Source organism: Lysinibacillus sp. NPDC095746, from assembly GCF_044763535.1.
In the GTDB taxonomy this organism is placed as follows: Bacteria; Bacillota; Bacilli; order Bacillales_A; family Planococcaceae; genus Lysinibacillus.
The window spans coordinates 26,835-46,626 of sequence record NZ_JBIWGL010000035.1; the positions used below are offsets into that span (position 1 = coordinate 26,835).

Sequence of the window (19,792 nt, forward strand, 5' to 3'; positions counted from 1 at the left end):
GTGTTTGGAAAATATTTAAAAATACTATTACAGAAAGGGGCTCAATATTCTTATAGCCCCTTTCACTGTTTTTTAACGAAAAAAATAAGCTCCTAATCATAATCATGGAGGGTTCGGTTACCCAAGAAAACGTGGAACTGCTTTGATTTAGTTATATTAATTTTTTGGTTGAAGAGATTTATAGTATTGCCCCTTTTCTACATATTCACGTATGATGCGTTCCATATCTTCTTTATCTTCATCATTTAATTCTCTTACAACCTTTGCAGGACGGCCAAGTGCTAAGCTATTTGGAGGAATTACTTTACCTGGAGGAACTAGACTACCCGCCCCAATGAATGCACCCTCTCCAATCTCCGCTCCGTCTAATACTATAGAGCCCATACCTATTAAGGCTTTTTTTCGAATCGTACAGCTATGTAAAGTTACTTGATGTCCTACTGTTACTTCATCTTCAATAATGAGTGGATATTTGGGGCTTTGATGTAAGCAACAGAGGTCTTGAATACTAACTCTTTTTCCTATAATTGTTGGTGATACATCTCCTCGAATAACTGTGTTAAACCAAATGGTTGTTTCAGCACCTATTGTAACGTCGCCAGTAACTGTTGCATAATCAGCAATGAAAACAGAAGGATCGATATTGGGTCTTTTACCTTTAAATGGATAGATCATGAGTATCGCCTCTTTTCTTTCTATGATGTAATATTATCGTATCAAATACGCAACATGATGGAAATATAAAATTAAAATGATCTAGATATTCCGATATAATCATTGTGTAATTATTTTTTTAGGAGGACTATGTGAAATGTGGAAATGGGAAGCTGATGGACAAGCAAAGGCTGTGGTTGCTATTCTTCATGGTGCATATGAAAATCACCGTTGGTATGCATGGCTTATAGAAAAACTTAGATTGGAAGGCTTCCACATAGTCATGGGGGATTTACCTAATCATGGAGTAAATGTAGGATATTCAAAAATTCACGACGAAGATTTTAAAGAATACAACAAATATACAAAAAATTTAATCGAGAATGCATTTTCGTATAATTTACCTGTCTTTTTAATAGGACATGGGCTTGGCGCGACTCTATTACTACATACCATGCAAAAACGAAAATATGAATGCGCAGGAATTATTTTAACTTCACCATGGCTTCATTTAAAGCTATTGCCAGGTAAACTCTCAAATGCTTTAACTAGTTTAAGTGCCTTGACTGCCAATGTGAAACTGACCCATGAAATTACATTAGAATCATTAACGCGCAGTATAGAAGGTAGAGATGAGATGAAGGATGAAGTTCCTTTTTCATCCGTTGTTTCAGTGAAATGGTATCGCGAGCTACAACAAATGATGCGCAATTTAGTGTTATTGCCTAAGGCTGAATTCCCAAATAGGCCGATGTTAGTTATGACAGCTGAAAAAGATAATATTACTGAAACTAAACAAACAAGAAATTGGCTTTATCAGATGGAATTTACAGAGTTTCAATTCAAAGAATGGACAAACTGTTATCATAATCTATTTCATGAAGTAGAGCGTGACGAGATTTTTGTTTATATACGAGATTTTATTAATAATGCTCTGCGAAGAATTGGCTATATAATTGAATAGTGAATTTCCTCTCCAATTAACTAGAAAAATTACTAACTTTTTGTTTCTTAAATATAATGTTGTAATTTTCAGAAAAGTGTAATACTATAATGACTTAAAGTGATGCTTTTCAAATTGGAGGGGTAAGATGGAAACAATTGTTGGGAAAATTAATGAGATTTTATGGGGACCATGGTTTATTTATGGCATTTTGTTAATTGGGCTCTTCTTTTCAATCATTACACGGTTCCTACAAGTAAGACACATTAAAGATATGTTTGTTTTAATGTTTAAAGGCGAAAAATCGGATAAGGGGATTTCCTCTTTCCAAGCGATGTCTATTGCATTATCTGGTCGAGTAGGTACAGGTAATATTGCCGGTACTGCTACAGCAATCGGGATGGGGGGACCTGGTGCTGTTTTTTGGATGTGGGCAATCGCCTTTATCGGTGCGGCAACTGCTTACGTGGAGTCTACGTTGGCTCAAATTTATAAAGAAGAGAAAGATACAGAATATCGTGGCGGGCCAGCTTTTTACATAGAAAAAGGAATGGGGCAAAAGTGGTTTGCAGTTATTTTTGCTGTTGCCGCATTAGCTGCCATGTTAATTTTGATGCCTGGTGTTCAATCGAATGCAATTGCGACAGCAGTTGAAAACGCTTTCGATGTTAAGACTTGGATAACAGGACTTATTATTGTCGTACTATTAGGTACGATTATTATCGGTGGTGTAAAATGGATTGCCAATGCTGCACAGGTCATTGTACCGTTTATGGCATTAGCATATATTTTGATGGCCATCGTCATTATTGTCATGAATATTAAAGAAGTACCAGCTGTATTTTCATTAATTTTTTCTAGCGCATTTGGTGCGCATGAAATCTTTGGTGGTGTTATTGGCTCTGCTATTGCATGGGGTGTTAAACGTGGAATTTATTCGAATGAAGCCGGTCAAGGGACAGGCGCGCATCCGGCAGCGGCAGCAGAAGTATCACACCCTGCTAAACAAGGTATCGTTCAAGCAGCTTCTGTGTATATTGATACGCTATTAATCTGTTCAGCTACAGCATTTATGATTTTATTTACGGGTATGTATAATGTACACGATGAAAAAGCGGGCGCTGATACATTTGTTTATGTTGGTGATTTCAATAAAGGCGAATTAACTGGAGAAGAACAAATTACATTTGCGAAAAGTATTAAAGAAGGCGCAGCATACACACAATATGCGGTTGACTCTTCACTACCAGGGTTTGGTGGACCATTCGTAGCGATTGCCTTATTCTTCTTTGCTTTTACAACAATTATGGCATACTACTACATTGCAGAAACGAATGTAGCTTATTTATTCTCAGGAGGTACAGAAAAAGTCGTCATATGGCTGGCTAAATTTGCAATTTTAATTTCTGCATTTTACGGTACAATCCGTACATCCGATCTTGCTTGGGCAATGGGGGATGTTGGGCTAGGTCTAATGGTTTGGATTAACGTTTTAGCGATATTAATTATTATGAAGCCTGCTATAGTCGCTTTAAAGGACTATGAGAAACAGAAAAAAGAAGGAAAAGATCCTGTTTTTGATCCTCGTAAACTAGGAATTAAAGGAGCAGATTTCTGGATAGACTATAATGACAAACGTAAAAATAAATAGATAAAAAAGAGAAAGCTATCTAATAGATTTTAATAGTCTATTAGATAGCTTTTTTGATTTTATAAAAGAAAATAAATTTTCTGTTGACTGCAATAGAAAAAGAAGGTATATTTTGTTTTAAGGAAATTATCTTTCCTTTAAGAAACTTTTTGGGAGGAGGTGAAAAGATGACTGTGTTTCATTTACCGAAACTATCATATGATTATGATCAGTTGGAGCCTTATATTGATGCTAGAACATTAGAAATTCATCATTCTAAGCATCATGCTACGTATGTAAATAATTTAAATGCGGTCTTAGAAGGTCATAAAGACTTGCGAAATCTGTCATTAGAGGATTTATTACGCAATCTTGATGTACTTCCAGCTGACATTCAAACAGCTGTACAAAATAATGGTGGAGGTCACTATTGCCACAGTTTATTTTGGGAATTGATGAGTCCCTGTGGTGGTGGCAAAGCGACTGCAGATATGGGAAAGGCGATTGATTATTATTTTAAAACGTTTGATAATTTTCAGGATCAGCTTTCTAAAGCAGCAATTGCCCGCTTTGGAAGTGGGTATGGCTGGCTAGTGCTAGATGGCGAACAATTAACCATTATGAGTACAGCTAACCAAGACACACCTTTAAAAGAAGGGAAAATTCCGTTACTCGTTATTGATGTATGGGAACATGCATATTATTTGAAATATCAAAATCGCCGACCTGAATTTGTTACGAATTGGTGGAATACTGTCGATTGGGATAAAGTCAATCAACGATATGTGGATGCAATGAAACAACAAACACTTTTAAAATCTAACTAAGCGAAGTTAATTAAGGTAATTTGACATGAAAGTAATAATTAAGTACTCCTCCCTATCCCCCGCGCCATCGGGGGATATTTTCTTGTCAAAATTAAAAGGCTGATTCCAATGTTCTATCGGAATCACGCCTTATATCGAAACGTTCTATTTAACTTTACGAGTAATCTTTCATTTTCTCTAAAGCTATCACAAAGGGTGGATCATTTTGTTGATTTAGAAACTCGTATTTTAATACATGTACATATTTTTGGGGAAGTTGACTGACATATTCTATCACTGCATCCCGTTCTTCCTTACCACCAGGATGACCGTGATAAATGACAAGGACAATAAGACCACCGATTTTGAGCAGCTTTAGCAAATCTTCAATTGCTTGTATCGTTGTATTTGGCTGTGTAACGATGTCGTGATTACTACCAGGCAAATACCCAAGGTTGAAAATGGCAGCAGCTACCGGCTTGTGTACATAGTTGGCTACTTCTTCATGCCCTCTATGCAAAATAAGGGCACGGTGCTCTAAGCCATTATCTAAAAGGCGGTGGAGAGTTGCATCAACAGCGCTCTTTTGAACATCAAATGCATACACTTGCCCTTCATCGCCGACAAGCTGTGCTAAAAACAATGTGTCGTGGCCGTTACCCGCTGTGGCATCTACGACAGTGTCTCCCTCTTCAACTGTATCTGTTATTAGCTGTTGTGCATATTGTAAAACACGTTGTAGCTTCATTTGGCTACCTCAGCACGATAAAATTTCCCTTGCCAGCTTCCACGTCGTTCAAGCTCAGCATCAATGCCATTTAATACTTCCCATTTATTAACACTCCACATTGGGCCAATCATTAAATCAATTGGTCCATCGCCTGTGATACGGTGAATAACCATTTCCGGTGGTAGAATTTCAAGTTGATCTGCTACAAGCTTTGTATAAACGTCCTGATCTAAAAACTCTAACATGCCCTTTTCATATTGCTTAACCATTGGTGTACCTTTTAAAAGGTGTAGTAAATGAATTTTAATGCCTTGTACATCAAGTTTTGCAACTTCACGAGCAGTTTCCATCATCATGTCATAGTCCTCAAGTGGAAGACCATTAATAATGTGCGAGCATACGCGAATACCATGCTTTCGTAGCTTGTTAACTCCTTCCACATATGTTGCATAATCGTGGGCGCGGTTGATAAGATTTGCGGTTTTTTCATGCACAGTCTGAAGTCCGAGCTCAATCCATAAATAGGTACGCTCGTTTAATTCAGCTAAATATTCAACTACATCATCTGGTAGACAATCTGGGCGCGTTGCAATGGATAATCCAACAACACCCTCTTGAGCCAACGCAGCTTCAAATTTTTCCTTTAATACAGGAAGTGGTGCATGTGTATTTGTATATGCCTGGAAGTAGGCCATATATTTGCCGTCTTTCCATTTTTGATGCATTTTGTCACGAATTTCAGCAAATTGTACCTCGATAGGATCAACTTTATTGCCTGCAAAATCACCTGAACCTGCGGCACTACAAAACGTACAACCTCCGAAGGCAACAGTACCATCGCGATTTGGACAGTCAAAGCCTGCGTCTAGTGCTACTTTAAAAACTTTATGACCAAATTGCTCACGTAAATAGCGATTCCATGTATAATATCTTTTCCCATCTGAAGGAAAAGGAAAGTTTGTCTCTGTCATTTATTTCACTCCTCTAACATTATATTTTATCACGTTTCTAGTGCTTCCGTCATGATTTATGTGAATGACTCCGAGCAAATCATGAGGAGTACCGAACGAAACCTACATTATTCTAAAGCCTAAGTAAAAAGAGTAAATTTATTTTTCTTGTGCTTTTGTATTTTTCAACATAAACTAACTATTTAGAGTAGCGAAACAATGGAGGTCGTTCTATGCCAAAAAGTGTTTGGTTTTTAATTATCGGAATGTTTGTGAACACAACAGGCAACTCATTTTTATGGCCTTTAAACGCCATTTATATGCACGATTATTTAGGGAAATCACTTGCGATGGCGGGCTTTGTGTTGATGTTGAATTCTGCTGCCGGCGTATTAGGAAATCTCTTAGGTGGTTACTTATTTGATAGAATAGGTGGCTATAAATCAACAATGTTGGGCATTCTTTTGACAATTTCCTCATTAGTAGCTTTAACGATTTGGCACGGCTGGCCACATTATGTGTGGATTTTAACGATACTTGGCTTTAGTGGGGGTATTGTTTTCCCAGGAATGTTTGCTTTAGCTGGAACTGCGTGGCCTGAGGGCGGACGAAAGGCTTTTAACGCAATTTATTTAGCTCAAAATGTAGGAGTGGCGATTGGTCCTGCACTTGCCGGTGTTGTTGCTGATTACAAATTTGACTACGTCTTCATTGTCAACTTAGCTATGTATATATTGTTCTTTTTTATAGCGTTTTTTACTTTTAAACGATTTGAAGAGGGAAGCATTGCACCGAAGAATGTCGTGAGTGAAAGTAAGCGAATTATTAATAAAGCACCGTTTTATGCACTATTAATTATTAGTTCATCCTCTGTATTATGCTGGCTAGCTTATTCACAATGGAGTGCGACTATTTCTTCCTACACGCAAGATTTAGGATTAGGGTTGAAACAGTACAGCTTACTTTGGACAATTAATGGCCTACTTATCGTTTTAGGGCAACCGCTAATTGCACCGCTAGTGAAACGTTGGGAAAATAAATTGAAGCGTCAATTAGTTTTTGGCGTTACCTTGATCGCAATATCCTTTGGCATCATTGCATTTGCGAGTGATTTTAAAATGTTTGGAGCAGCAATGGTTGTGCTAACTTTTGGTGAAATGTTTTATACGCCTGCTTTACCTACCATCGCCAATCAGCTTGCACCAAAAGGGCGTCAGGGCTTTTATCAAGGGATTATTAATAGTGCGGCAACTACAGGTCGTATGATTGGCCCTCTATTTGGTGGTATTATGGTTGACCAGTTTGGCATGATTGCACTCGTATTAATGCTAGTAATTATTGTATTGTTTGCGATTATTCCATGCCTTATCTATGATTATCCTTTACGAAACAAGAAAACAGTGACAGATTAATAGTTAAATTTAACAAAAATATTTTCAAAGCGAGCAAAAAATGTGTGGGAAACACATTTTTTGCTCGTTTTTTAATAGTTGATATTGAAAGTTAACAAATTGTGGCGTACAATCTATCATACATATTCAAATATTTGAATATATGATAATGAAGTTGCTTGGAGGGGTTTATGTGGAAGAGAGCTTGCAGCAATTTAAGGCAGATTTTTTTAAAGCTTTAGCACATCCATTACGAATTAGAATTCTAGAATTACTAGTAGATGGTAAAAAAAATGTCAATGAAATTCAAAGCTGCTTAGAAAAAGAGGGCTCAGCTGTTTCTCAGCAATTAAGTGTATTACGAGGCAAAAATATTGTGCATGGGACGAAAGAGGGGAAAAAAGTTTACTATTCTTTAAGCGATCCGATGATTGGGGAATTACTTGGTGTTGCAAAGGATATTTTCAACAATCATTTGATAAATACAATTTCAAGATTAGAAGAAATGACGATTAACGAAAATAATGAAGAGGATATGTAAATTTTGTAGACTGTGTTCTTATTAAACATTTACCTTGCTTATTATTTTGAAGGGAAGATTTATAGATGAAGTCACTGTTTACAGGACGATATGAAGGATATTCTGTTCATCATTTGAAAAAAGATTTAATATCAGGAGTCATTGTCGGGATAGTGGCAATACCGCTGGCAATGTCCTTTGCTATTGCGTCAGGTGTTAAGCCTGAGTATGGAATATATACAGCTTTTATTGCTGGAATACTTATTTCTCTTTTGGGTGGTTCGAAATATCAAATCGGGGGACCTACAGGTGCGTTTGTGCCAATTCTGCTAGGGGTAGTCATTTCGTATGGCTATGAAAACTTACTAATCGCTGGGTTAATGGCCGGAATTATTTTGTGCTTAATGGGGATATTTAAACTTGGCTCATTAATAAAATTTATCCCGCGTCCCGTGACAATAGGATTTACAGCAGGAATTGCAGTTATTATTTTTACAGGCCAAATCGCTAATTTCTTAGGTTTGACTAATATTAAAAGACATGAGTATTTTATTGACAATGTAAAAGAAATTGTTATGCATATTGGCACAACAAACTTTTATAGTATTTTAACAGCAATCATTAGTCTCATCATTATTTTGATAACACCTAAAGTTTTACCCAAAGTTCCAGGGGCGTTAGCAGGCATTGTTGTTTCCACATTAGTTGCAACGTTCTTTTTTTCTGGACAAGTTGCCACAATCGCAACGGCCTATGGTCAAATTCCAAATACATTACCGAATTTTGCAATTCCAGATATCACATTAGAGCGCATACAGCTACTTATTGGACCAGCCTTTGTGATCGCCATGTTAGGTGGCATTGAATCACTTCTATCGGCAGTAGTAGCAGATGGTATGACAAATACAAAACATAATAGTAATCGAGAACTTGTTGGTCAAGGGATTGCTAATATCGTCACTCCTTTCTTTGGAGGAATCCCTGCGACAGGGGCTATTGCTCGAACTGCAACAAATATTAAAACAGGTGCCGTATCACCAATATCAGGGGTAATTCACGGTGTATTTGTCTTAGTCACTTTATTAATACTAGCGCCCTTTGCTTCACATATTCCATTAGCAAGTATGGCTCCAGTTTTAATGGTTGTAGCTTGGAATATGAGTGAGCAAAAGCATTTTGCGCATATCGTTAAATTAAAATCTGGCGATTCCCTCGTTTTAATGATTACGTTTTTACTGACTGTTTTTACAAGCTTAACATTAGCTGTAGAGGTTGGACTTGTGTTAGCGGTCATATTGTTTGCAAAGCGTATGAGCGAAAAGCTTGTCGTAACAAAAGTATTACCGGATCATTCGAAAGAAAGTGGAAAGGTACAATCACATGTTGTTCATCAGAAACGTGACTGTCCACAAATTAGTATTTATACAATTGAAGGTCCTCTTTTCTTTGGCGCAGCTCAAACTTTTGAGGAGGCCATAGTAAATTCCATTCAACAACAACAGAAAGTTTTGATCTTACGGATGAGTAAAGTACCCTTTTTGGATACGACAGGTGAGACATATTTTGGTAATGTCATCCGGAATTTTAAAGCTCAAGGTGGCACTATTTTAGTTACAGGTGTGCAAGATGAAGTGGAATTGGCACTACAAAAAAATGGTTTATATGCTGAAATTGGTGAAGATAATTTCTATCAGCATACAGGAGAAGCGATTAATAAGGCTTTAAGTTATTTAGATACAAATAAATGTATTGGATGTGAGCATTTTGCTTTTCGTGAATGTCAGGAATTATCCCGCGTTAACGGGCAGTAAATTATTCTCAACGAAAGCGAAGTAACATGTACAAGAGGGCTGGGACAAAAGTATTTTAGTTAAAGTAAAACCTGAACAAATGACAAGAACACTCATACGGTGTTTTGCCATTGTTCGGGTTTTCTTAATTTATTTGAAAGAATTCGGCTTTCGCAAAGAGCCTCTAACTGCTTGAGAGGTCATGACGATCATCTCTACAACATAAAAAAGCCGAGTGTCTTTAGACAAATCGTTCATTTTGTCCTTCTGAGATAAAGCGCTTTCATTTTGCTATAATGAATAAGAATATGCTTTCAAAATCATAGCAGAAATCGCCTATGAATAATTATAGAAGTATGGATAGGCTATGAACAATGTAACCAAGCTTACTGGGGAGGAATAAAAATGAAAAAAATTATAAATCAACCTGAAACTCTCGTTATGGAAATGTGCAATGGTATGGTTATGGCTCATCCGGAACTTGAGTTGTTAAAAAAATATAAAATAATTAAGAAAAAAGAAATGAATGACAATAAGGTAACTTTAATTAGCGGAGGCGGTAGTGGACATGAACCGGCACATGCCGGATTGGTAGGGAAAGGAATGCTTGATGCTGCAGTATGCGGTGACGTATTTGCTTCTCCTTCGCAAATACAGGTATATCAAGCGATTAAAGCAACAGCCAGCAAAAAAGGTACATTGCTCATTATTAAAAATTACAGCGGAGATATTATGAACTTTAAAAATGGTGCCTACTTAGCTACTGAGGATGGCATTCGAGTAGAGTACGTCCGCGTAAATGATGATATTGCAGTAGAGGATAGTCTTTATACAGTAGGAAGACGCGGCGTTGCAGGGGTTGTGTTAGTGCATAAAATCGCTGGTGCGGCAGCAGAAGAAGGTATGAATTTGATGCAGGTGAAAGCTGTTGCGGAAAAAGCGGCGGCAAATGTTCGAACAATTGGTCTAGCACTAACTTCCTGTACGGTTCCAGCTAGTGGATCACCGACTTTTAAATTGGGTGAAGATGAGATGGAATATGGCGTCGGTATTCATGGAGAGCCCGGGAGAAAACGTGAAAAAGTTATGGCTGCAGATGAATTAGCTATTCGTATGACAAATGACCTTGTGAAAGATTTAGCATTAGATAAAGGTGTTGAAATTGCTGTTCTAGTAAATGGCTTTGGCGGTACACCGCTTCAAGAACTTTATCTGTTTAACAATGCAGTTACTAGAGAATTAAGTAAAAGAAAGATACGAATCAATAGAACGTTTGTCGGCAATTACATGACTAGTATTGATATGGCTGGGATATCTTTAACAGTAATGAAACTAGATAATGAGCTGAAAACATTACTATCGAAAGAATGTAATACACCTGCATTTAAGGTAGAGGGACCCGTTGATAGTGTAGAATACGTAGATATTCATGACAATATAGAAGAGAAACGAGTTTTCTTTGAGACGGAAACAGTGGAAGAGCACGCTATTATCAAGAGTGAGGTCATCACATTAAATAATATGATTTATCTCGTAGATAAAATGAGCGAAATTATTATCAAGAACGAAGTACCTTTCTGCGAATTAGATACACATGCAGGTGATGGCGATTTCGGAATGAGCGTCGCTAAAGGATTTAAGCAATTAAAACGAGAATGGGGCTCGATTGTAGGTCAGGAACATTTAACTATTGGGACTTTCCTTGATGCTTGTTCTATGGTGATTATGGAGCATTGTGGAGGCGCTTCTGGACCCATTTGGGGAGGGGCTTTCCGAGCTGCGGGGAAAACTGTAGCAGGAAAAATGGAATTAACGGTCGGAGAGTTTGCTGAAATGTTACAAGCAGCGCTTAAAGGCATACAGTCTATTGGTGAGCGTTCTTTCGGAAGAGGGGCAGAGGTAGGCGATAAAACGCTTGTAGATGCACTTGTACCTTGTGTAAATGTTTGGACAGAAAGTGCTTTTGCTTGTGCGGATTTTAAAACTGCCTTTGAAAAAGGAGCAGAGGCTGCTGTTAAAGGAGCGGAATATACAAAAGAAATCGTTGCTCGTATGGGTCGCGCTGGTACAGTTGGTGAAAGAAGCCTAGGTTATCCGGATGCTGGTGCTTATGCGCTAGGCGTTATTTTTACGGAGCTTTCTCATAGTTTAAAATAGCTGCAGTTTCACAAATAGGCATTGAATTGTTCAAAAATGGGTAGTATGTAAACAAAGTCTTGTGCTTTTTAGTACTTTCCATTAGAATAAATGCAATACTTGTAAAGACAGCGATTTAGGAATAGTAAATTTGTGGTTCTTTTTAGAGAGCTAGCGGTTGGTGGGAGCTAGTAGGAAAGCAAATTGAACTCGCCTTCTGAGTCTGCCCGCGCGAAATAGCGCGTGCCGTTCATTTCCGCGTTAAGGAAGCAAGAGCCGAGTGTAATCACTAATGTGGGTGGTACCGCGGGAGATACGAATTCTCTCGTCCCTTTCTGACTAAGAAAGGGGCGAGTTTTTTTATTTTTTAAATATTTTGTCAATTCTTTAAGTGAAAAGTATGACGCATTCAAAGGAGGAAAAATAATGAGTTTTAATCATCAACAAATAGAAAAAAAGTGGCAGCAATATTGGGCTGATAACAAAACTTTCAAAACTGTAAATGAAACAGAAAAACCAAAATTTTACGCATTAGATATGTTCCCGTACCCATCTGGTGCAGGTCTTCATGTAGGACATCCAGAGGGTTACACAGCGACAGACATCCTTTCACGCTTCAAGCGCATGCAAGGCTATAACGTCCTACATCCTATGGGGTGGGATGCATTCGGTTTACCAGCAGAACAATATGCACTAGATACAGGAAATGACCCAGCTGAATTTACAGCGAAAAATATTGCGACATTCAAGCGTCAAATCCAAGAGCTTGGCTTTAGTTATGATTGGGATCGTGAAATTAACACAACAGATCCAGAATATTATAAATGGACACAATGGATCTTTATCCAACTTTATAAAAAAGGTTTAGCCTATGTAGATGAAGTAGCTGTAAACTGGTGTCCAGCACTTGGAACAGTACTTGCCAACGAAGAAGTTATTGATGGAAAATCAGAGCGTGGTGGTCACCCTGTAGAACGTCGTCCGATGAAGCAATGGATGCTTAAAATTACTGCCTATGCTGATCGTTTAATCGATGACTTAGAGGAAGTTGATTGGCCAGAGTCTATTAAGGATATGCAACGTAACTGGATTGGTCGTTCAGAAGGGGCAGAAGTAACATTTGATATAGAAGGAACAGATGAAAACTTCACAGTGTTTACAACTCGTCCTGATACATTATTTGGTGCTACATACTGTGTGATTGCACCTGAGCATAAATTAGTGGATCAAATTACAACTGCTGAACAACGACAAGCTGTTGAAGCTTATTTAGATAAAGTAAAATTGAAATCTGATTTAGAACGCACAGATTTAGCGAAAGAAAAAACAGGCGTATTCACAGGTGCCTATGCAATTAATCCGATTAACGGTAAAAAAATGCCGATTTGGGTTGCGGACTATGTATTAGTATCATACGGTACTGGTGCAATTATGGCGGTTCCAGCACATGATGAGCGCGACTATGAATTCGCTACAGAATTTGGTTTAGAAATTATTCCTGTCCTTGAAGGTGGAGACATTAGCAAAGAAGCCTTCACAGGTGATGGTAAACATATTAACTCTGACTTCCTTGATGGTTTAAACAAAGAGGAAGGTATTGCTAAGGCAATTCAATGGCTTGAAGAAAAAGGTGTAGGAGAGAAGAAAATCTCTTACCGTCTTCGCGACTGGTTATTCTCTCGTCAACGTTACTGGGGTGAGCCAATCCCGATGATTCATTGGGAAGATGGTACAACGACGCCAGTACCGGAATCAGAATTACCATTAGTACTACCAAAAACAGATAATATTCGTCCTTCTGGTACGGGTGAATCTCCGTTAGCGAACATTTCTGAATGGGTAAATGTTGTTGATCCTGAAACAGGCAAAAAAGGTCGTCGCGAAACGAATACGATGCCACAGTGGGCAGGTTCTAGCTGGTACTTCATTCGTTATATTGACCCAACAAATAAAGAAGCAATCGCAGATCCAGAATTACTGAAACGTTGGTTACCAGTTGATATTTATATCGGTGGGGCAGAGCATGCCGTATTACACTTACTATATGCTCGCTTCTGGCATAAAGTATTATACGATTTAGGTGTTGTACACACGAAAGAGCCATTCCATAAATTATTTAACCAAGGGATGATTCTTGGTGAAGGTAACGAAAAAATGTCTAAATCAAAAGGGAATGTCGTGAACCCGGATGAAATCATTTCTTCACACGGTGCTGATACTTTACGTCTATATGAAATGTTTATGGGTCCACTTGAAGCATCTGTTGCATGGTCAACAAATGGCTTGGACGGAGCACGTCGCTTCTTAGATCGTATTTGGCGCCTATTTGTCAATGAAGAAGATGGCACAATCGCTGCGAAAGTTCAAGCTTCTGATGACAAAACACTAGAAAAATCATATCATCAAACGGTGAAAAAAGTGACAGAGGATTATGAAGGTATTCGCTTCAATACAGCTATTTCACAAATGATGGTATTCATCAATGATTGCTACAAAGCAGATGTAATTCCAACAGAATATGCTGAAGGCTTTGTGAAAATGTTAGCTCCAATGGTTCCTCACGTTGCTGAAGAGCTATGGCAAATATTAGGTCATGGTGAAACACTTTCATATGCGCAATGGCCAACATATGATGAGTCTAAACTTGTTGATGATGAAGTGGAAATCGTCGTACAAGTGCTTGGCAAAGTACGCGCAAAAATCATCGTAGCGAAAGATGCTTCAAAAGAAGAAATCGAAAAAGTAGCACTTGCAGATGACAAAGTACAAGAGTATATAGCAGACAAAAACGTTGTAAAAATTATTGTCATTCCAGGCAAGCTTGTTAACATCGTCGTGAAATAATAATGTGAAAAGTGTCCAATATTTGGGCACTTTTTTCTTTTCTGCTGAAACCATCTAAGATTTTGATACGACTATAGTGTGAATAGGAGGTGTTTGTTTGAGTGAGCATTTAGCAAGGGTTATGGAAGAGCATGGTGAATATTGTCTTCGTGTAGCTTATCTATATGTTAAAGACTGGGCTATTGCGGAAGAAATTGTTCAAGATGTATTTTTCGCCTATTATCAGCAGCAGGAGCGCTTTGAACAACGATCCTCACTAAAAACATATTTAGTAAAAATAACAGTACATAAAAGTCATGACTATTTACGGAGCTGGAAAAATAAGCGTCATATTTTATTTGAAAAGCTGCACATTGGGGTGAGTAAACGATCGCCAGAAAAAAATTTACTTGAAAAAGATGAGCGAAAAATTGTGACAGGAGCTTTGTTTGAGCTTCCTATAATCTATCGAGAAGTTATCATTCTTTATTATTATCAAGAATTAAAGGTTCGAGAGATAGCGGAGGTCCTTGCATGTACCGAAAATACAGTGAAGACAAGACTGCGTAGAGCAAGGCAAATTTTGCAGGAAAAACTGGACAAAAGCCATTGGGAGGTGCTAGAAGATGACATCTTTTAAGGATAAAGTGGATAAAGAGCTTGGAGAAGCCCCACGTTTCTCACAACAATTGCAGGAGCGTATTTTGCACGATGTAGTTCAGCAAAATAAACAACCTCGTAGATGGCAATATCCAATGATTTTCATAGGAGCAGTCGTGACGATCCTCATGTTAATTGTAATTGGGCCATGGAATCAAGTAGAGACATCCAAGCATGCTTCGATTGTTGAACTAGCCCAGCATGAGGTTAAACAGTTTACGAGTGCGTATAATCGGGAGGAGGATACCTTTAAGGCCGGAAGAACTGGCTGGATTTTAGGGCAACAGTCTTATAAAAATGATTCGGAAACAAAGCTCATTGCCAATACGCTTCAAAAGGCAGTTATTTCGAAGAAGGATGATGATTACTATGCATACCGTGATGTATGGGTGGAGTTTAACAATGGGCAGGCTGTGCAGCTAAAAATGTTCTTAAACGATGGACAGCTAGCTTTCAGCGATCGACATACAAATGTCTTTTACAAAGTGCAAGATGACGATACTTCCTCAGCATTTATTGCGCTTATGGAAGATGAAAAAGAATTTAATTTTGGTAAGATCTTTACTTTTTTCATAATGGCTCTCTTACTAGGATGGCTTTTAGAAAAAGCTATTCGAAAAAAGTTTAGCATTTCAAAGGAACCAAAATATATAAATACAAGCCATCAACGTACAACGTATATTGCTAAGTTTATACAAGGGGCGACCTTAATTTTATTTAATTTAAATGGGTGGTTTTTATATACAGCCGCATTTTGGATATTTTTAACTGTCGCTATAGTAAGCAATTTTTTGATTGACTATTATTATGGACGTGAAGAAAAAAGACATTATGTTTCGATAGGGTCATTTGCACTAGTGCCGCTAATTATTATATTTATCTTTTATTTTTTATAGAAAAGGAAACGAACGAAAAGAGATGCTCACATTATTCCAGAGCATCTCTTTTTGATGGATTGAAAACTTGTTTTGAAATTACCGACAAAAATACTAAATTAACACCGTTCTAAAAAGTACTTTTTTACTTGTAAGTTTTTTGTTATAACTGATTGGTTTAGTTGTTTTTAAGTTTAAAAAGCATTACTAGCTAGAGTCTAAAAATGTGTAGGATTCATTTTAAGTGAAAAAATATATATTTGAATAATAAAAATGAATGGGTAGTGATTATTCATTTTGAAATATACAAAAAGTGTATTGGATTTATTTTATTGAATATCCATTAAAAGTTAAATAGATCGTTTAACAGTGTTTTTTAGCATCCTTTAACGAGAAAGAAATTCATTTATTTAAGCTGTAAAATTCTCTATTATTCTAAAAATTTCTATATAGTGATTACCTTTTTGTGCCCTATCCAAGAAATATGTTGGATTAATTAGAGTAAGGAAAAAAAGAATATACGTAGATTGTATGTGAAAATATGCACAAAATTAATTATATCAAAATAATTTTCGCACAACTTGATAATAGAGTAGAAAAATAATATTAGCTAAAAAATGTTGCGGTTTTCGTTTAATAAACATCTATTTACTTAGAGACTGTAGGGTTTTTGTTATAAAATCACTAGGGTGAAAAATAAAATACTTTTTGGAGAAATAATATTTTTTAAAAAAACATCTTGCATTTGAATAATTCTAAGTGTTAAATTGTTTTCAGGGACGTTCATAAAACTTTCACAGGTAGCAAAAGAGGGGAGAAAAGAGAAATTATGAATAAAAATAGATGGTTAATTGCATTATCCGCAATCGCTATTCATCTTTCGATCGGTGGAGCATATGCATACAGTGTATACAAGCTACCGATTGTCAAAGAGATGGGATGGAGTGAAACAAACGTAACGGTTGCCTTCACAATAATGATGGGGCTTGCTGGTTTTTCAGCAGCATTGTTCGGTAACTTAGTAGAAAAAATGGGACCACGTAAATCTGCAATGATAGCAGCTGTTCTATTTGGGGCAGGACAAGCTGGTGCGGGTGTAGCGATTTCAATGGATTCCGTAACATTGTATTGGTTAACATATGGTTTACTAAGTGGCTTGGGTATGGGTATTGGTTATATTGCGCCTGTATCGACATTAGTAAAATGGTTCCCAGACCGCCGCGGTTTAGCAACGGGTATGGCTGTACTTGGATTTGGTTCAGGGGCACTTATTACAGCGCCAGTCGCAGCTAACTTAATGGAGGCTGTAGGTATTTCTACAACGTACTTTATTTTAGGGGCAAGTTATTTCACGTTAATGATTTTAGGGGCTTCATATATAGCACCGCCTAAACCTGGTTATATGCCAGCGAATATGAAGGCTGCTGCAGATAATGGTAAAGAAGTTGTGAAAAAAGATTTAGCTGTCATGTCAGCACGTGAAGCTGTGAAAACTAAGCATTTCTGGATGCTTTGGTCGATGCATTTAGTAAACGTAACAGCAGGTATTATGATGATTTCTGTTGCATCTCCAATGGCTCAAGAAATTGTAGGATTATCAGTTGCGGGAGCCGCAGCAATGGTAGGAATAATGGGATTATTTAATGGTGGTGGTCGTTTAATATGGGCTGCTGTGTCTGACTATATTGGTCGTTCGAACGTCTTTGTCATTTTCTTTATTGCACAGCTAGTTACTTTTATCGTCTTACCGCATACTACAAACGTTATTATTTTCCAAGCACTTATTTTCTTAGTTGTTAGTTGCTATGGTGGAGGTTTCTCGAATCTACCTGCATTTGCAAGTGATTTATTCGGTACGAAACAACTTGGCGTTATTCATGGTTATTTATTAACGACTTGGTCTTTAGGTGGTATTTTTGGTCCACTTTTAGTGAGCACTATTAAAAATGCTTATGGTAGCTATATTCCTGTGTTCTATGTATTTACAGGGTTAATTGCAGCTTCGTTAATTATTTCATTAACGTTACGTGCAGATGTACGTAAACGAACAGCATTAAAAGAAGCTTCTCAAAAAGTTGGAGACGTCTCCGCTACACAATAAAATAATACTTTCAATTCGCACTTGAAGGTATCGGCCATATGAGTGTCATTTCGCACATGATGCTTGTATGGTCTTTTTTTGTAGCTATTGTTATATAACACTTGATTAATCTCTGTTTAATGTATAACAGTCAGTGTCTGCTGTCAATATCATTACGGGAAATAAAGTGATTTCGCTACCAAAAGAGAAATTTTGTAACGGAAAGCGAATGAGGGGTTCATTTTCAAGAGGGAGATACGCTCTTTTAAATTATTGATTTGATTGAATCTTTTCATATGTTAAAACGTATATAAAATAAATAAGGAGGCAATGTAATATGGGGAAATTTTCTTTAAATGAATTTATCAATAAAACACAGCAAGACGACAACGAAAATGAATACTTCGAGTTAGAAACTGAGCGTGTATTAGAGGTTAACCTAGATGGCGAGGTTTGGTCGAAAATGGGCGCGATGATTTCTTACATAGGAGATATTAAGTTTGAGCGTGAGCGTGTGCTGGAACATGGACTCGGTAAAATGTTTAAAAAAGCATTAACAGGCGAAGGTACACAACTTATGAAAGCGAAAGGTAAAGGGCGACTTTATTTAGCCGATCAAGGGAAAAAAATAACGGTTTTCGATTTAAAGGATGAAAGTATTTGTGTAAACGGCAATGATTTACTTGCCTTTGAGCCAAGTATTAATTGGGATATCCATTTAATGCGTAAAATGGCAGGAGTCATGTCAGGCGGGTTGTTTAATGTAACCTTACAAGGAAGAGGGAAGGTAGCTATCACAACTCATTTTGAGCCGTTAACATTGTTAGTGAAGCCTGGTGAAACGGTCTATACAGATCCGCATGCTACAGTAGCGTGGTCAGGTAATCTGGCACCAGAGTTTAAAACAGATATTAGCTTCCGAACATTTATCGGTCGTGGTAGCGGTGAATCCATTCAAATGGCATTTTCAGGTGAGGGATTTGTCATCATTCAACCATTTGAGGAAGTATATATGTCTAAAGATAGTTAAAAAAGCGTGTCCTTTTTAGGAGGGCACTGAAACACATTGCGAGGTATTCAACGATTTAATCGTCGAATACCTCGCTTTTTTCATTTGGCACTGTGACTCTACTGTTGTTTTCCGAAGCATTCCGCTCGCTTTCCGCGGGCGAGCGCCGAGCCTCCTCCTACGCTTCGCTTCGTGCGGGGTCTCGTCTGTCTCGCTTTCCCGCAGGAGTCGAGCGATGCTTCTCCAAACAACGCAATGTATCACACTATTATTTTAGTCACGCTTTCCTTTATAATAAAAGAATTAATGTGTAGGTGGTGCCCCCAATGATTTCAAATCAAGAAACTCTTAATTTAAGTCCATATATGGCGATCTACGATATTGTTGTGCCAAAGGATAATATACTTCGCCAAATCAATGAACTTGTTGATTTTTCATTCATTTTAGAAGAGTTAAAAACAAAATATTGTTTAGACAATGGACGTAATGCCATTCCTCTAATTCGTATGTTTAAGTACTTATTATTAAAAGCGAAGTTCGCTTACAAAATTTCGTCGGCTTCGTCTCCAAGACGTAAGCTTATTAGACATGCTCATTGGGAAAACAGTTGAGGTCGCATTGGAGAAAAAAATCATCAACAGTCAAACGATTATTGTGGATGCCACACATACAAAAGCACGTTACAATCAAAAATTACCGAAAGAATTTTTACAAGAGAAATCAAAAAACGTTCGAAAAGCTGTCTATAAAATAGATGAATCGATGAAAAACAAATTTCCCGCAAAGACCACTTCT

General features: G+C 37.5%; 15 protein-coding genes, 1 pseudogene and 1 other annotated feature. Of the genes and pseudogenes, 13 read left to right on the top strand and 3 right to left on the bottom strand.

Going from position 1 to position 19,792, the window contains the following annotated elements:
• Positions 1-156: 156 nt before the first annotated feature.
• Positions 157-675, bottom strand: coding sequence for a gamma carbonic anhydrase (locus ACIQ7N_RS20325; protein ID WP_248716941.1), 519 nt, complete (start codon positions 673-675; stop codon positions 157-159).
• A gap of 136 nt (positions 676-811) precedes the next feature.
• On the opposite strand from ACIQ7N_RS20325, the gene ACIQ7N_RS20330 reads away from it, so the two are divergent.
• The 3 genes from ACIQ7N_RS20330 to ACIQ7N_RS20340 all read left to right on the top strand — a co-directional run bounded on the left by ACIQ7N_RS20330 (position 812) and on the right by ACIQ7N_RS20340 (position 4,054).
• Positions 812-1,618 carry an alpha/beta hydrolase gene (locus ACIQ7N_RS20330; RefSeq protein WP_402935553.1) on the top strand — a complete coding sequence of 269 codons (807 nt, stop codon included), beginning with the start codon at positions 812-814 and terminating at the stop codon, positions 1,616-1,618.
• 127 nt (positions 1,619-1,745) lie between these two features.
• Complete coding sequence (locus tag ACIQ7N_RS20335; RefSeq protein ID WP_402935556.1) at positions 1,746-3,248, top strand: alanine/glycine:cation symporter family protein; 1,503 nt, start codon at positions 1,746-1,748, stop codon at positions 3,246-3,248.
• 167 nt (positions 3,249-3,415) lie between these two features.
• Entirely contained in the window at positions 3,416-4,054 is a 639-nt protein-coding gene (locus ACIQ7N_RS20340) for a superoxide dismutase (RefSeq protein WP_402935558.1), read from the top strand.
• A 154-nt stretch (positions 4,055-4,208) separates the two neighbouring features.
• On the opposite strand, the gene mnmM is transcribed toward ACIQ7N_RS20340, so the two are convergent.
• Together mnmM and mnmL are read right to left on the bottom strand one after the other, a co-directional pair.
• A complete protein-coding gene (gene mnmM / locus ACIQ7N_RS20345) occupies positions 4,209-4,781 on the bottom strand; it encodes a tRNA 5-(aminomethyl)-2-thiouridylate-methyltransferase MnmM (RefSeq protein WP_402935561.1) in 573 nt (190 codons plus the stop codon).
• Complete coding sequence (mnmL, locus tag ACIQ7N_RS20350) at positions 4,778-5,734, bottom strand: tRNA modification radical SAM protein MnmL/YtqA (protein WP_402935564.1); 957 nt, start codon at positions 5,732-5,734, stop codon at positions 4,778-4,780. The genes mnmM and mnmL overlap by 4 nt, the downstream gene beginning before the upstream one ends.
• Before the next feature lie 212 nt (positions 5,735-5,946).
• Here mnmL and ACIQ7N_RS20355 point away from each other — a divergent pair, with 212 nt between their 5' ends.
• The 10 genes and pseudogenes from ACIQ7N_RS20355 to ACIQ7N_RS20400 form a co-directional block, all read left to right on the top strand.
• Complete coding sequence (locus tag ACIQ7N_RS20355; RefSeq protein ID WP_402935567.1) at positions 5,947-7,125, top strand: MDR family MFS transporter; 1,179 nt, start codon at positions 5,947-5,949, stop codon at positions 7,123-7,125.
• A gap of 172 nt (positions 7,126-7,297) precedes the next feature.
• Positions 7,298-7,645 carry an ArsR/SmtB family transcription factor gene (locus tag ACIQ7N_RS20360; protein WP_049667424.1) on the top strand — a complete coding sequence of 116 codons (348 nt, stop codon included), beginning with the start codon at positions 7,298-7,300 and terminating at the stop codon, positions 7,643-7,645.
• Between the two features lie 65 nt (positions 7,646-7,710).
• On the top strand, positions 7,711-9,435 hold the full coding sequence (locus ACIQ7N_RS20365) for a SulP family inorganic anion transporter (RefSeq protein ID WP_402935570.1): 1,725 nt from the start codon (positions 7,711-7,713) through the stop codon (positions 9,433-9,435).
• 384 nt (positions 9,436-9,819) lie between these two features.
• Positions 9,820-11,571 (top strand): dihydroxyacetone kinase subunit DhaK, encoded by a 1,752-nt coding sequence (dhaK, locus tag ACIQ7N_RS20370; RefSeq protein WP_402935573.1) that lies wholly within the window; start codon positions 9,820-9,822, stop codon positions 11,569-11,571.
• A 101-nt stretch (positions 11,572-11,672) separates the two neighbouring features.
• Positions 11,673-11,886, top strand: a binding site (T-box leader).
• 90 nt (positions 11,887-11,976) lie between these two features.
• A complete protein-coding gene (gene leuS, locus ACIQ7N_RS20375) occupies positions 11,977-14,394 on the top strand; it encodes a leucine--tRNA ligase (RefSeq protein WP_402935576.1) in 2,418 nt (805 codons plus the stop codon).
• A 97-nt stretch (positions 14,395-14,491) separates the two neighbouring features.
• A complete protein-coding gene (locus ACIQ7N_RS20380; RefSeq protein WP_402935579.1) occupies positions 14,492-15,013 on the top strand; it encodes a sigma-70 family RNA polymerase sigma factor in 522 nt (173 codons plus the stop codon).
• Positions 15,000-15,929, top strand: a complete 930-nt coding sequence (locus ACIQ7N_RS20385; protein ID WP_402935581.1) for a hypothetical protein — start codon at positions 15,000-15,002, stop codon at positions 15,927-15,929. Before ACIQ7N_RS20380 ends, ACIQ7N_RS20385 begins: the two co-directional genes overlap by 14 nt.
• Before the next feature lie 808 nt (positions 15,930-16,737).
• A complete protein-coding gene (locus tag ACIQ7N_RS20390; protein ID WP_323655149.1) occupies positions 16,738-18,009 on the top strand; it encodes an L-lactate MFS transporter in 1,272 nt (423 codons plus the stop codon).
• Positions 18,010-18,325: 316 nt separating this feature from the next.
• Entirely contained in the window at positions 18,326-19,018 is a 693-nt protein-coding gene (locus tag ACIQ7N_RS20395; RefSeq protein ID WP_132364559.1) for an AIM24 family protein, read from the top strand.
• Between the two features lie 305 nt (positions 19,019-19,323).
• Positions 19,324-19,792: pseudogene (locus tag ACIQ7N_RS20400) on the top strand (transposase); the annotation flags it as partial.

Bases quoted from the DNA above. Each gene is read 5' to 3' on its own strand.
- ACIQ7N_RS20355 (WP_402935567.1), top strand. From the start codon at position 5,947: ATGCCAAAAAGTGTTTGGTTTTTAATTATCGGAATGTTTGTGAACACA.
- ACIQ7N_RS20365 (WP_402935570.1), top strand. From the start codon at position 7,711: ATGAAGTCACTGTTTACAGGACGATATGAAGGATATTCTGTTCATCAT.
- ACIQ7N_RS20385 (WP_402935581.1), top strand. From the start codon at position 15,000: ATGACATCTTTTAAGGATAAAGTGGATAAAGAGCTTGGAGAAGCCCCA.
- ACIQ7N_RS20325 (WP_248716941.1), bottom strand. From the start codon at position 675: ATGATCTATCCATTTAAAGGTAAAAGACCCAATATCGATCCTTCTGTT.
- ACIQ7N_RS20335 (WP_402935556.1), top strand. From the start codon at position 1,746: ATGGAAACAATTGTTGGGAAAATTAATGAGATTTTATGGGGACCATGG.
- leuS (WP_402935576.1), top strand. From the start codon at position 11,977: ATGAGTTTTAATCATCAACAAATAGAAAAAAAGTGGCAGCAATATTGG.
- dhaK (WP_402935573.1), top strand. From the start codon at position 9,820: ATGAAAAAAATTATAAATCAACCTGAAACTCTCGTTATGGAAATGTGC.
- ACIQ7N_RS20330 (WP_402935553.1), top strand. From the start codon at position 812: ATGTGGAAATGGGAAGCTGATGGACAAGCAAAGGCTGTGGTTGCTATT.
- mnmM (WP_402935561.1), bottom strand. From the start codon at position 4,781: ATGAAGCTACAACGTGTTTTACAATATGCACAACAGCTAATAACAGAT.
- ACIQ7N_RS20340 (WP_402935558.1), top strand. From the start codon at position 3,416: ATGACTGTGTTTCATTTACCGAAACTATCATATGATTATGATCAGTTG.
- ACIQ7N_RS20395 (WP_132364559.1), top strand. From the start codon at position 18,326: ATGGGGAAATTTTCTTTAAATGAATTTATCAATAAAACACAGCAAGAC.
- ACIQ7N_RS20390 (WP_323655149.1), top strand. From the start codon at position 16,738: ATGAATAAAAATAGATGGTTAATTGCATTATCCGCAATCGCTATTCAT.
- mnmL (WP_402935564.1), bottom strand. From the start codon at position 5,734: ATGACAGAGACAAACTTTCCTTTTCCTTCAGATGGGAAAAGATATTAT.